Source organism: Thalassospira sp. Z349TD_5, assembly GCF_056173045.1.
In genome coordinates, this window is record NZ_CM149654.1 from 1,617,099 (window position 1) to 1,629,942 (window position 12,844).

Consider the following 12,844-nt stretch of genomic DNA (forward strand, 5'->3'; position numbering starts at 1 on the left):
TGAGATCACAGGGCATGGCGTCGGTCTTGCCCTGTTGCTTTTCACGATAATGCAGGACCCACACATGGCATTGAAACAGTCGCTTCGCGGTGCAATTTCACCCTTTATCGTTATGGACGTGATGCGTGCGGCCAATGCGCGCGAAAATGACGGCAAGGCTGTCTTTCATCTTGAAGTCGGTCAGCCCGGGACGCCTGCACCGCGCAAAGTACGCGAAGCCGCGGCCAAGGCCCTTGAGACCGATTTGATTGGCTATACCAATGCCATGGGCATTGATCCCCTACGCGAAGCCATTGCGGGGCATTACAAATCCAAGTTTGATGTATCGGTCGATCCGGCACGGGTCTGTGTTGCCAGTGGCTCGTCCTCGATCTTTGTGTTGGCGTTTCTGGCGGCCTTTGATGCGGGTGATCGAGTGGCGATGGCCGCACCGGGGTATCCGGCCTATCACAACATTCTAAGTGCGCTTGGGATTGAGACGGTCAATCTTCCTGCCGGGCCAGAAACCCATTATCAGCCGACGGTTTCAATGTTGCGCGACCTCGAAGACCCGATTGACGGTTTGATCGTTGCCAGCCCGTCAAACCCCGCGGGCAGTATGATTGATGTTGAAACGTATCGGGAACTGGCAACCTATTGCCGGGAAAATGGCATTCGCTTGATCAGTGACGAGATCTATCAGGGGATTTCCTTTGGTGACGTCAAGGATTGCACCGCACTTGAGTTCGGCGATGATGCGATCATCATCAACAGTTTCTCGAAATATTTCTCGATGACCGGCTGGCGTCTTGGCTGGGCCGTTGTTCCGCCTGATTTGATGCGCGCTGTGGAATGCTTGCAGCAAAATCTGTTTATTTCTGCCCCCGCATTGTCCCAGATTGCCGCTGTTGCGGCCTTTGATTGCGAAGACGAACTTCAGGCCAACATCGCAGCCTATGCGCGCAACCGTGAAATCCTGCTTGATGGGTTGCCGAAGGCCGGGTTCACCAAATTCGCCCCGGCGGATGGTGCATTTTATCTCTATGCCGATGTGCGCGAACTGACCAACGACAGCGAAGCGTTCTGCAAACGGATGCTTGATGAAACCGGCGTTGCAACCACGCCGGGAACCGATTTTGACCGGATGCGTGGCAAGGGATATGTGCGGTTTTCCTTCGCGCACAGCGAAGAAACCATGATCGGTGCGGTTAAGGCACTTCAGGACTGGAAGCGTTAGCGCGCTTCGCGACAAACCCCGTTAAACTATGACGGGGTTTGTCTGCACTTTGCGTGAACCTCATCGTCTGAAAAATTAAATGTTGCGATCCGTCATTTCTGCAACGAAGGCGCGGGAGCATTCAACGAATTCTCCGACGACGGATGACGTGCTGTCGATTGGCCAAGCCAGTGCCAGTGTTACGGCATCTCCCGGAAGATCATGCATCGGGAGATAGGTTACGCCTGGATGTGGCATATGCGTAACCCAACTGGGGGCGATACCGACACCCATACCCGCAGCAACCAAGGCAACGATCCCCAGCGTGTGTCCAACCTCTTCGACGATATTAATCGATACGCCAATATTGCGGGCATGCTGCATGACGACATTTTGATATCCAACGCCGAGGATGGGCGCATAGGCGATGTATGGTAGTTCTGCAAAGTCATGAAGTGTCACATCGTCTTTCGAAGCTAACGGATGATCGCTCGGCACGAGTCCCACAAAAGCCTCACTAAACAAATGTTCGATATTTAGATGTGCCTTGGCCCTGGGGGGCCGAATGAACGCGACATCAATGCGTCCTTCGACCATTGCATCGAGCAGTTCGTCCGTGGTCAGGATTTTAATGTCAATTCGGGTGTTCGGACGCTTTGCGTGGAATGTACGTAGAATTTCCGGAAGGCATGTGAAAATTACGGGTGAAACGCAACCAATCGTAAGCTTTCGATTCGCTTTGCCCATAACCTGTCTTGCCGCTTCGATCCCGTCTCCGACATTTCCCAAGGCAAGAAGGGCCTTTTCGCGGAACACCTCACCAGCATGGGTCAGGCGCACGGAACGGGTTGTACGTTCAAATAACTGAACGCCAACACGCTCTTCAAGCTGCTTGATCTGCTGACTTAGTGGCGCCTGGGCAATTCCAAGTCGCTCTGCAGCACGACCAAAATGCATCTCGTCAGCAACATAAATGAAGTAACGCAGATGCCGTAATTCGATATGATAATTGATATCCATTGGATATAAATAGGCTTAATTTATATATTTGACAAGATTAATGCTCGCCTGATTTGATGCACATAGGAGGCGGACCCAGATTCAAGAGAACAACAAGAAGCCTTGTGCACTGGGAACACCATATTGGAGAGACAGCTTATGCAGCCAAACGAACAGGCTCCGGCCAAGCGACAATTCGACTTTACACTTCCGTTCAAAATTGCCGTCGGCGCAGCCTTGGCAATTATTGTTGCGCTTACCTTGGCGCAGGTTGTTTTACGCTACTTTTTTGATAGCCCCCTCCTTTGGAGCGACGAACTGAGCCGTTTGATGGTCGTTTGGATGACATTTATCGGTGCGGCGGTGGTTTGTTGGCAGGGGCGGCATCTGTCTGTCGATGTTTTTGTCAGCCATCTGCCGCGCGGTGTTCAGAGAGTGCTGCGGGTGATCAATCAACTTCTTGCCCTTGTTTTTTTATGCGTACTGACCTGGAAAAGCTTCAGGATCGTTAAGCTAGAGAATTTTCAGGAAATGAGCATCTTGCCGCTCCCGGCGGGGACTGTCCGTCTTGCTGCCACCGTCGGGGCGATCCTCATGATTGTTGCCATTGTTTCGCGGCTTTTCTTCTCACGTCGGATTCATGAAAAACAGTCCGACAACAACGAACACTCGATGCTGTAAGGGCAAATCATGACCGTCACTATTATTCTTGCCATACTGATTGTTCTATTGCTTACAGGCATGCCACTCGCCTTTGCAATGGGTGTCGCTACGACTGTGTATCTGTATATGACTGGCATTGATGCGGGCATGTTGGCCCAGCGCATGACCGCGTCTGTCGACAGCTTTCTAATCCTTGCCATTCCGTTCTTCTATCTGGCAGGCGAATTGATGAATGCCTGCCGATTGACGGATCGGATTATCAACATGTCGCGTGCGCTTGTTGGGCATATTCATGGTGGTTTGGCACAGGTCAATATCTTTGCCAGCATGATCTTCTCGGGCATGTCCGGCTCAGCAACGGCCGACACTACGGCACTTGGGTCTGTGTTGATTCCAGCGATGAAAAAGGAAGGCTATCCAGCGCCATTTTCTGCCGCTGTTACGGTGGCCTCTGCGCTTGTTGGTCCTATGATCCCACCCAGTGTTGCACTGGTAATTTACGGCACGCTTGCTAATGTTTCGATTGGTCGCTTGCTGGTTGCGGGCATTATTCCAGGCTTCGTGATCATCGCGTCGCAGATGATATTCACCTATTTCATCGCACGTAAGCGTGGCTACCCAAGGTATCCGCGCGCAAGCCTTGGTGAGATTACGAAGTCCGTCAAGGATGGTGGCCCGGCACTGCTGTTCCCGGTCATTATTGTTGGCGGTATCCTGCTTGGTGTCTTTTCGCCGACTGAGGCCGCTGCTGTTGCCGTACTTTATGGTCTGGTTTTGGGGTTCTTGTATCGCCAAATGGGCCTGCGAAAACTATGTACGGTTATGGTCAATGTTGGCCTTGGCAGTTGCCGAATTCTATTGATCGTTGCGGCGTCCGCAGCCTTTAGCTGGGTGATGGTGCGTGAAAATGTTCCCCAAGGTATTGGTCACGCTATTTCGACAATCTCACATCAGCCACTGATTGTGCTTGGCATCGTCCTTGTCGTTCTGCTTCTGGTCGGGCTGTTCATGGTGGCGTCGTCTGCCGAAATTGTCCTGACCCCCATTCTGGTGCCTGTCGTGATGCAGTTTGGCATTGATCCGGTCCATTTTGGTGTCTTGATGGTTTTTACCCTGATTATTGGCGGTGCGACGCCCCCTGTTGGCATCTTGATGTTCATTGCACAAGACATTGCAAAGATCTCTCACGCTCAGATGGTGCGGGCAATGATCCCGTTCTACATCCCGCTCTTTTTTGCCGTGGTTCTGCTTGCTGCCTTCCCGCAGATCACATTGTTACTGCCGAACCTTGTGTTCGGTTCCTAATACCCACCAACCCGAATACCGGAGCCCCACATGACAGCGAAAAACGCTGCACGCAAGCACTTGCTTAAAGACATGACCTTCGTCGAGTTTCGCGAACGTATGGACGAAGATCCTGTAATCCTGATTTCGTTGGGCTCACAGGAAGAACAAGGCCCTGTTGCACCAATGGGTGACTACATGCTGACCGACGTTTTAGCTGGTCGCATTGCCCAAAAGTCTGGTGCCATTGCTGCCCCCATCATGCCGTTTGGCTATGCGGATTATTTCCGAACTGTTCCGGGCGGCATGCAACTGCGTCCTGAAACATTCTGCGCGATCCTGACCGACATGATTGAAAACTTCACCGATCACGGCATCAGCAAGATTGTTGTTTTGAATGGTCATAGCGGGAACTACCCGTTGATCGATCAGGTCATTCGCAAAATGAAACGTGACAAAGGTCTTTTGATTCCATGTCTTAACCTCTGGCGCCTGATCCCCGCCTCGATGTGGCAAGAACTGCACCCGGAACTCGGCATGAAGGCATTTGGTCATGGTGGTGATCCCTTGACCTCGGTTTATTTGCACCTTTTCCCGGAACTGATGCGAATGGATCTTCTGTCCAAGGAAGACAAAAAAGGCGAAATGCTTGGCCTGCCAACCGCAGGTCTGGCCGGAATCCGTTTCCAGGACAATGAAATTGCGCTTGCCGTCGATGTTACTGATCGCTGTGGCAACGGCGTAGCAGGCGGCGAACCTGCACAATCAAGTGCCGAAAAGGGGCAGAAAATCGTCGATTATCTCGTCGGTTATTGCGCCGATTTCGTGACTTACTTTTCTACTCAAAATCCAAAAACCGCAGCATAACCAATCAGGGAGTTTTAGCATGCGTAAGACACTTACAACCGCAATTTTTGCAGCTGGTCTATCGGCACTCGGCTTTGTTCAGGCCCACGCCGCAACAGAAATTCGCTATGCGATCTGGGCCAATCAGGGCGAGGCTCAGTACGAAGGCGCACTTGAATTCAAACGCGTTGTCGAAGAAGGGTCTGACGGACGTTACACCGTTTCTGTCTATGGGGGCGATCAGCTTGGCACCCCACGTGAATTGTTCACCCAGCTTGCTTTGGGGGTAACCCAGATTTCGGCAAGTGGCGATCCGGGGATCAAGGAAATCGAATATCTTGCGATCCCTTATTTGATGAAGGGGATCAAAAACTATGGTGCGGTTCTTGATACTGACTTTGGTCAGGAATGGAATCAAAAGCTGATTGATGAGCGGGAAATTCGCCTTCTTGGTTTTATGCCGCGTAATCCGCGCCAGATCAGTGCGGATATCGAAATCAATAGCATTGATGATCTTAAAGGGTTGAAACTGCGTTCTCCTGAACGTGATTACTATGTCAAATCGCTGAGCGCACTGGGTGCAAACCCGACCCCAATGGCCTTTGCCGAGGTATATACCGGTTTGCAAGCCGGTGTCGTTGATGGTCAGGAAAACCCGATTGAAACCATCTACGCGGGCAAATTTTACGAAGTTCAGAAATCTATCGCGATGGTCAATTACATCAAGAAACCGGCATATGTGATGATCAGTGATGCCTTCTGGCAGGAATTGAGCCCGGAAGACCAGGCACTCCTGAAAAAGGCGAACGATGCCTCGAATGCGGTTATTGCTGAAAAGCTTCCAGTGCAGACTGAGAAAATGATCGCGGAAATGAAGGCCGCGGGCATCGTCTTCACCCACCCAGATACCAAGCCTTTCATTGAAGCAACCCAGTCGGTACGTGACGAGTTGGGAACCGAAATGTGGGGTGAGGAAGTCTACAAGAAGGTGTCTGAGATCGGTCAGAAAGACTTCGACTGATCCTTAGTTACACCAACGAACAAAACCGGCCCGCTACCAAACAGGATTGATGAATATGTCCCCACGCGCCACCAGCGAGATTTCGAGTAAAATTGATGCAATCGTCGATGAGATTAGTGATGAACTGATTGAAATTCGCCGTGATTTGCACCGTCATCCGGAACTTGGATTTGAAGAGGTTCGGACTTCGGGACAGATCCAGAAGTATCTCGATAATCTGGGCATAAGCTATCAAACCGGTTATGGCAAAACCGGGATAGCAGCCCTTATCAATCCTGAGGCAGCGGGTCGGCTTGTTGGTATTCGCGGCGATATTGACGCGTTGCCAATCACCGAAGAATCAGACCTTCCGTTTGCCTCTGAAAATAAGGGTGTAATGCACGCGTGTGGTCATGACGCCCATACCGCCATTGCACTTGGCGTTGCGACGGTTCTGTCCAGACTGTCCTCCGAAGAAGCCGGACCGGCGATGGTGCTTTTCCAACCAGCAGAAGAGGGGCTGGGCGGCGCGCGCGCAATGCTTGCTGATGGCGTCTTCGATCAAACCAAACCAGATATCATGCTGGGTTATCACAATTGGCCTTTGCTTGACGGTGGTACTGTTGGGTGGCATCCGGAAGTATCGTTTGCTTCATCCGATCCGTTCGATGTGACAATCACCGGGATGTCGGGACATGGTGCGCACCCACATCTGTCTGTTGACCCGATTGTCGCCACTAGTCAATTAATCGCGCAGCTACAATCAATTGTTTCTCGCGAAGTCGCACCACTGAGTTCTGCGGTTGTGACCATCGGCAAAATCGAGGGTGGTACCGCCCGTAACCAGATCCCTGATACCGTGACCCTTCAGGGCGCTATTCGCACCCATTCCGAAGAAATACGCGAAGCGACCAAAGATGCCATTTTGCGCATCGCCGATGGTGTCGCAATTGCGTCGCGCACCAAGATTGACGTTGCGTTCTTACAAGGGGTTGGCGTTGTCAAAAGCGATCCTGACATCCTTGAAAATGTTGTCGGTTGCGCGCGCGATGTGCTTGGCGAGGATAACGTTATCTGTTTGCCCCAAGGGTCCATGGGCAGCGAAGATTTTGCAGAATTTTCTTCACGTATTCCAAGTGCGCATCTGCGCATTGGTTCTAAGGCAAAAGATCGCAAGACAATGCTTCATCGCAGCAATTTTGATCTTGACGAAATCTGCATCGCCACAGCTGTTCGTGTAATTGCAAACGCTGTCGTGTGGCTAAACGCCGCGAAATAGGTCTCCCTCGCCGGTTGAATGCCACCCACTTTTTCAACTGGCCACATTTAGGCGGATATTACTATTCGCCGCGACGACTGACCGAGTTCTTTGAGCTCGGTCTTTTTTTATGTGCTGTTTATCTGTTACAAGTGATGACACCAACTGGCCTGATGCTGTTGCATCGTTTGTGCATCGCCCAACCAGCGACCAAAACAAAACCCCGCCACAAAAAAATGACGGGGTTTTGAAATGTTTGGTTAACGCTCTGAGATGTGCCTCTGACGTTTATCGGCCAATCGTCTTAGCGACCAAGGCTCCACCAACCGCGTTTCTTCGGTTCGGATTTTTTATCTTTTGCCGGTTCTGCAGCCGGAGCTGATTCTGGTGCCGGTTTTTCAGCAGCAACCGGTTCCGGTTTTGCCTCGGCCTTAGGTTCAGGTGCTTTTTCTGCCGGTTTCTCGGCTTTCGGTGCGACCTTTTCTTCTGGCTTTGGTGCCGGTGTGGCTGCCTTAGGTGCAGCTACTTCCGCCGGTGCAGCAGCAGGGGCTGCTGCGGTGACGTCAGGTTTGCTGTTTGCATCTGCTTCAGGGGCCGGGCCGCTCTGGATCGGGATGTTTTTCACATCACCGCGATCATTGCCGCCGTCGTTGTTGCTGTCTTTGCCACGAGGACGATCATTGCGATCACGACGGTTACGACGGTTGTCATTGCGATCACGACGCGGGCGCGCAGGGGCTGGTGCAGTTGTACTGCGTGAACGGCCTTCGCGAACACCTTCCTGATCAAAGCTGTCGGCATCCTGACCTTCGCTTTCGGCGTCAATCACAGTGCTTTCTTCGGTACCGTCCGGTGCTTCGTGATCACGGTTACGGCGTGCTGCCGTCAGGGCCGGATCATCATTTGGCGACCGTGTGCTTTTGGCTTCAAAGTCCTGACGACGCGAACGGCGACGACCACCACGTTTGCCGCGACGGCGGCGTTTGCGCTGGCTTTCTTCGTCGTCGTCATCTTCGTTGTCGCTGTTCTGATCTGCATTGTCGTCATTGCCTGCTTCGGCGTCTGACGCTTCCTGCTGCTGATCATTGCGATCATCACGGTCATCATTGCGACCACGACGGCGACGACGTCGACGGCGACGTTTGCCGCCCTGTTCTTCGTCATCCTGCGCAGTGTTTTTGGCCGACGGAGCTTCTTCTTCTTCCTCGTCGTCATCGTCAGTATCGACCGGGTTTTCAATCGCGGTGAGTGAAACACTGTCGGTATTGAGGACGGCAGGAACGTCTTCGAGCTCATCGCCTTTCTTCGCACGTGAGCGTTCGATGCGATGATCAGGCGAAATCAAGCTGTCATCGCCAAAGATCATCACCGTGAAACCGTAACGATGTTCGATCTCGGCAAGCGTTTCGCGTTTACGGTTCAGGATATAAAGGGCGACTTCACTTGCAACATGAACGGTCAGGGAGCCGGACCGGCGACGCATGCCTTCTTCTTCGAGCACGCGCAGCAAATGAAGGGCCGCACTTTCGATCGAACGGACAAGGCCAACACCACGGCAATGGGTGCAAACTTCAAATGCGCTTTCAACCAGCGACGGACGCAGGCGCTGACGCGACATTTCAAGCAGACCAAACGGGCTGATACGACCGATCTGAAGACGTGCACGGTCATTGCGCATGGCTTCTTTGATCTTGCGTTCAACCGCACCCTGATTGCGGTGATCTTCCATGTCGATGAAATCGACAACGATCAAACCGGCCAGATCGCGCAGACGCAGCTGGCGTGCCAGTTCTTCTGCGGCTTCAAGGTTGGTCTTGTAAGCAGTTTCTTCGATGTTGCGTTCACGGGTCGAACGGCCGGAGTTAACGTCAATCGCGACCAAGGCCTCGGTCGGGTTGATAACAATATAACCACCCGATTTAAGCTGAACGACCGGATTGAGCATCGCATCAAGCTGGCTTTCCACTTGGAAACGATGGAACAGCGGAACGCCCTGATCTTTGTAAGGCTGCACACGCTTGGCATGTGACGGCATCAACATTTTCATGAAGTCTTTGGCGATCCGGTAACCTTCGTCACCTTCAACCAGAACTTCATCAACATCACGTGCATAAAGGTCGCGGATGGAGCGTTTGATCAGATCGGCTTCTTCGTAAATCAGGCAAGGTGCCTGACTTTGAAGGGTGGTTTCGCGGATACGATCCCACAGACGCATCAAATAATCAAAATCGCGTTTGATCTTGGCTTTGGTCCGTTCGGCACCTGCTGTACGAACGATTACAGCCATGCCGTCCGGAATTTCCAGCTCGGCAAGAATGGATTTCAGACGCTTACGATCCTGCGCATTGGTGATTTTGCGCGAAATGCCGCCACCACGCGGGGTGTTGGGCATAAGAACGCAATAGCGACCTGCAAGCGACAGGAAGGTCGAAAGTGCAGCACCCTTGTTGCCGCGTTCTTCTTTAACAACCTGTACCAGAAGGATCTGGCGACGTTTGATAACTTCCTGAATCTTGTAGCGTTTCTGAAGCTGACGGCTGTGCGATTCGACAAACTCGTCGGCATCGTCACCGCCAAGGTCTTCGATGTCTTCTTCGTCTGATTTCGCGTTGATTTCAGAAACCGTATCGCCATCACTGCCATCGGCATCAATGTTGACCGTCAGTTCAGCGACTTCTGCTGACATCGCGGCATTGCCACCCGTCGGGGTGTCATCACCATCAGAACCGGTGTTTGCATCTGACGTGTTATCCTCAGAAGGTGAGGCGTCTTTTGCATCGGCATCGGCCGTTGAAGCATCTACTTCATCGGATTTTTTACGACGGTTGCGCGTCCGGCGACGACGCGGTTTGGCGTCTTCTTCGTCCGAGCCCGTGGTCGCATCGTTTTTGCTGTCAGGGGATGTTGTTGCGTCCGCCGTTGCGGTTGCTTCGACTGGCGAAGCATCCCCGTCTGCGGCTTCAACCGTCTCGTCCTTGTCTTTCGCACGCGGTTTGCGGCGCGAACGCGTCGGTTTCTTTTCTTTTTTCGGGCTGTCTTCACCGTCGCTGACATTGTCTTCGACAATTTCAGCATCCTTGACGTTGCGCGTATGGCTTTGCGTCAAGGCTTCGCGGTCAGCAACCGGGATTTGATAATAATCGGAATGGATTTCGCTAAAAGCAAGGAAACCATGGCGATTTCCGCCATAGTCAACAAATGCCGCCTGCAATGACGGTTCTACTCGCGTCACTTTCGCGAGATAGATGTTTCCCTTGATTTGTTTCTTCGTCGAAGTTTCGACGTCGTATTCTTCTAAGCGATTTCCGTTAATAACAACGACGCGGCTTTCTTCCGCGTGCGTTGCATCGATGAGCATGCGTTTAACCATTCGGAACCTGTTCCTGGAGGCCCCGCCAGTTCAATGCCTAAAGCGTAGTTGTGCTGATATGCAAACAAACCGGCGTGACCGGAGGCGCCGTACATTGAGTCCGCGATATGTCCTGTATGTCTCTGGTTCATCGCGTGTCGGCTGCTCTTCCGGTTTGGACCTGGTCTTGGTGTTGAAAAAAAAACTTGGTTGCGTATTTTCGAGCGCGCCAAGACAGCCTTTTTTAGGAGGGCTCTATCGGGAGCGGGAATTGCCGCGTCACCGAGACACCGACCGTAAGAACTACTCTAGTCGCGTCCTCAACTTGGTGGATTTTTAGTGTCTTACCACAAAGCATTAGGAATCTCGTCTGCAACATATCTGGTTTATGCGTCTGCGACAAACAGTTTTGTTACATCTTTTGTCGTGTTTTTGGTGTCTTGTTCAAAAATCAGGAAGTTTTCCGCTCTATTTCGCCGCGCACGGCCAATGTCGGGCAAATCTATGAAAACGCAATGTTTTTAACCGGGGCATTAAAATGCCTTTGTTCTCGAAATAGTGATCATCCTTGTGATTAGGGTCTGAACCCATTTCAAGCATTCAATTGGGTTCAGACCCTAAAGTCAGCCTTTGGTCAATTGCCCGTTAACCAACGCGTTGCTATAAGCGCTTATCAATGGCTCCAATCGTGAAAATGGGCACAGCAGGGTAAATGGCATCACCAGCGGCAAACGTGCATTGCAATGCACAAAATGTAAAATGGTCCGGTCGCGTCGGTAACGCTACTCGCAAAACCGGGCAGGCGGTTACGTTGCTGTTTTTGTTCCTGTTTTTCCTTCACTTTGCCATGGGAACAGCACTGGCCGACAGTGCCAAAGTCCTTGGTGCGCGCCTTGGCGTGTATCCGGATTACACCCGTTTTGTGATTGATCTGGATCGGAATGTTGATTTCACATATTTCCTTCTGCCCGATCCGTATCGCATCATTATCGATATGCCCGAAATCGACTGGAGCGCGCCTCCGGGTAATGTAACGTCGGGCGGCGGACTGATTTCCGGCTTGCGCTATGGCTTGTTTAAGCCCGGTACGTTCCGTGTTGTTTTGGATGTTGCCGAGCCATCGCTGGTATCAAAGATTTTCTCGCTTCCAGCATCGGCGGATAAACCGAACCGGCTTGTCGTCGATTTAACCCCGGCCAAGCGCGAAGCCTTTATGGAGGCATCGCGTGAAAGCATGGTCGCCTATTCCGCACGCAGCCGAAATGATACCAGTGCAACCGAACAAAGTGCTGATGTGGCTGTCAAATCAGGACGTCCGGGGGATAATAAGCCGTTGATTGCAATCGATGCCGGTCATGGCGGTGTTGATCCCGGTGCCATCGGGGTTGATGGTGTTTACGAGAAAAACCTGACCCTTGCGGCGGCCCGGCAATTGGCCGATACCCTGACCGCATCGGGCCGGTATCGCGTTCTTTTGACTCGCGATAAGGACGTTTTCCTGAAATTACGTCAGCGTGTCGAAATTGCACGTAAAAACGGTGCAGACCTTTTCATCTCGTTGCATGCCGATTTTATCGCCAATCCGAAACATCGCGGCGCGTCTGTTTATACCTTGTCTGAAAATGCGTCGGATAAAGAAGCCGCCGCACTGGCATCCAAGGAAAACAAGGCCGACGTGATTGCCGGTCTTGATTTGTCAGACGAAAATACGTTGGTACAAAGTATCCTGATTGATCTTGCCCAGCGCGAAACCATGAACCTGTCGGCAACCCTTGCGGCCAATATGGTCAGCCAGTTGGCGAAAAGCATCGAATTGCAGCGCAGAACGCACCGTTTTGCCGGGTTTGCGGTGCTCAAGGCACCTGATATTCCCTCGGCACTGTTTGAGATGGGGTATCTTTCAAACGCGCAGGATGCCAAGCTTCTGCAAAGTCCCGCCCACCGTAAAAAAGTTGCCGAGGCTGTCATGCGGGCCATCGATATTTATTTCGATACCCACAAATTCTAAGACAGCGGCCTTTCCGGTCCGTGTGAAAATTCAAAATTATGCCTGCACGGGGCTTTTTCACACACGCAAAAGCCCAATATCGTAATGATGGGATCGGGCCGGTTGAAAAAGCCATGTCGATGGAAAAAACAATGACAGTGCGAGCTGTCACAACCTCGTCACTTTTTAACCGCTATAGTCATCTTAAGTGAGGGGGATATGCCTCAACAGCGGCGTGTTCCTTTGGGATGATTGCATTTGGG

General features: G+C 51.9%; 9 protein-coding genes. 7 read left to right on the forward strand and 2 right to left on the reverse strand.

What is annotated here, in order from left to right:
- Positions 1-64: 64 nt before the first annotated feature.
- Complete coding sequence (locus AC0VXT_RS07245) at positions 65-1,216, forward strand: pyridoxal phosphate-dependent aminotransferase (protein WP_475548099.1); 1,152 nt, start codon at positions 65-67, stop codon at positions 1,214-1,216.
- A gap of 75 nt (positions 1,217-1,291) precedes the next feature.
- Here AC0VXT_RS07245 and AC0VXT_RS07250 read toward each other — a convergent pair whose 3' ends face one another.
- Positions 1,292-2,215, reverse strand: a complete 924-nt coding sequence (locus AC0VXT_RS07250) for a LysR family transcriptional regulator (RefSeq protein WP_475548100.1) — start codon at positions 2,213-2,215, stop codon at positions 1,292-1,294.
- Positions 2,216-2,353: 138 nt separating this feature from the next.
- Between AC0VXT_RS07250 and AC0VXT_RS07255 the strand changes: the two genes are divergently transcribed.
- From AC0VXT_RS07255 to AC0VXT_RS07275, 5 genes are read left to right on the forward strand one after another with little or no spacing between them, the layout of a single operon-like run.
- On the forward strand, positions 2,354-2,875 hold the full coding sequence (locus AC0VXT_RS07255) for a TRAP transporter small permease (protein ID WP_475548101.1): 522 nt from the start codon (positions 2,354-2,356) through the stop codon (positions 2,873-2,875).
- Positions 2,876-2,884: 9 nt separating this feature from the next.
- Positions 2,885-4,162: a TRAP transporter large permease gene (locus tag AC0VXT_RS07260; protein ID WP_475548102.1), complete on the forward strand. Its 1,278-nt coding sequence runs from the start codon at positions 2,885-2,887 to the stop codon at positions 4,160-4,162.
- Positions 4,163-4,192: 30 nt separating this feature from the next.
- On the forward strand, positions 4,193-5,008 hold the full coding sequence (locus AC0VXT_RS07265; protein WP_475548103.1) for a creatininase family protein: 816 nt from the start codon (positions 4,193-4,195) through the stop codon (positions 5,006-5,008).
- 19 nt (positions 5,009-5,027) lie between these two features.
- Complete coding sequence (locus AC0VXT_RS07270) at positions 5,028-6,008, forward strand: TRAP transporter substrate-binding protein (protein ID WP_412775969.1); 981 nt, start codon at positions 5,028-5,030, stop codon at positions 6,006-6,008.
- A 55-nt stretch (positions 6,009-6,063) separates the two neighbouring features.
- Positions 6,064-7,266 carry a M20 metallopeptidase family protein gene (locus AC0VXT_RS07275; RefSeq protein ID WP_475548104.1) on the forward strand — a complete coding sequence of 401 codons (1,203 nt, stop codon included), beginning with the start codon at positions 6,064-6,066 and terminating at the stop codon, positions 7,264-7,266.
- Positions 7,267-7,549: 283 nt separating this feature from the next.
- On the opposite strand, the gene AC0VXT_RS07280 is transcribed toward AC0VXT_RS07275, so the two are convergent.
- Entirely contained in the window at positions 7,550-10,615 is a 3,066-nt protein-coding gene (locus AC0VXT_RS07280; RefSeq protein ID WP_475548105.1) for an Rne/Rng family ribonuclease, read from the reverse strand.
- A 691-nt stretch (positions 10,616-11,306) separates the two neighbouring features.
- Between AC0VXT_RS07280 and AC0VXT_RS07285 the strand changes: the two genes are divergently transcribed.
- The gene (locus tag AC0VXT_RS07285; protein WP_475548106.1) at positions 11,307-12,602 is read left to right on the forward strand and encodes an N-acetylmuramoyl-L-alanine amidase; all 1,296 of its coding nucleotides are present in this window, start codon (positions 11,307-11,309) and stop codon (positions 12,600-12,602) included.
- Positions 12,603-12,844 lie beyond the last annotated feature (242 nt).

What these genes read in the sequence shown, in the direction of transcription:
- AC0VXT_RS07270 (WP_412775969.1), top strand. Translation starts at nt 5,028, where the DNA reads ATGCGTAAGACACTTACAACCGCAATTTTTGCAGCTGGTCTATCGGCA.
- AC0VXT_RS07280 (WP_475548105.1), bottom strand. Translation starts at nt 10,615, where the DNA reads ATGGTTAAACGCATGCTCATCGATGCAACGCACGCGGAAGAAAGCCGC.
- AC0VXT_RS07250 (WP_475548100.1), bottom strand. Translation starts at nt 2,215, where the DNA reads ATGGATATCAATTATCATATCGAATTACGGCATCTGCGTTACTTCATT.
- AC0VXT_RS07260 (WP_475548102.1), top strand. Translation starts at nt 2,885, where the DNA reads ATGACCGTCACTATTATTCTTGCCATACTGATTGTTCTATTGCTTACA.
- AC0VXT_RS07275 (WP_475548104.1), top strand. Translation starts at nt 6,064, where the DNA reads ATGTCCCCACGCGCCACCAGCGAGATTTCGAGTAAAATTGATGCAATC.
- AC0VXT_RS07245 (WP_475548099.1), top strand. Translation starts at nt 65, where the DNA reads ATGGCATTGAAACAGTCGCTTCGCGGTGCAATTTCACCCTTTATCGTT.
- AC0VXT_RS07255 (WP_475548101.1), top strand. Translation starts at nt 2,354, where the DNA reads ATGCAGCCAAACGAACAGGCTCCGGCCAAGCGACAATTCGACTTTACA.
- AC0VXT_RS07285 (WP_475548106.1), top strand. Translation starts at nt 11,307, where the DNA reads ATGGCATCACCAGCGGCAAACGTGCATTGCAATGCACAAAATGTAAAA.
- AC0VXT_RS07265 (WP_475548103.1), top strand. Translation starts at nt 4,193, where the DNA reads ATGACAGCGAAAAACGCTGCACGCAAGCACTTGCTTAAAGACATGACC.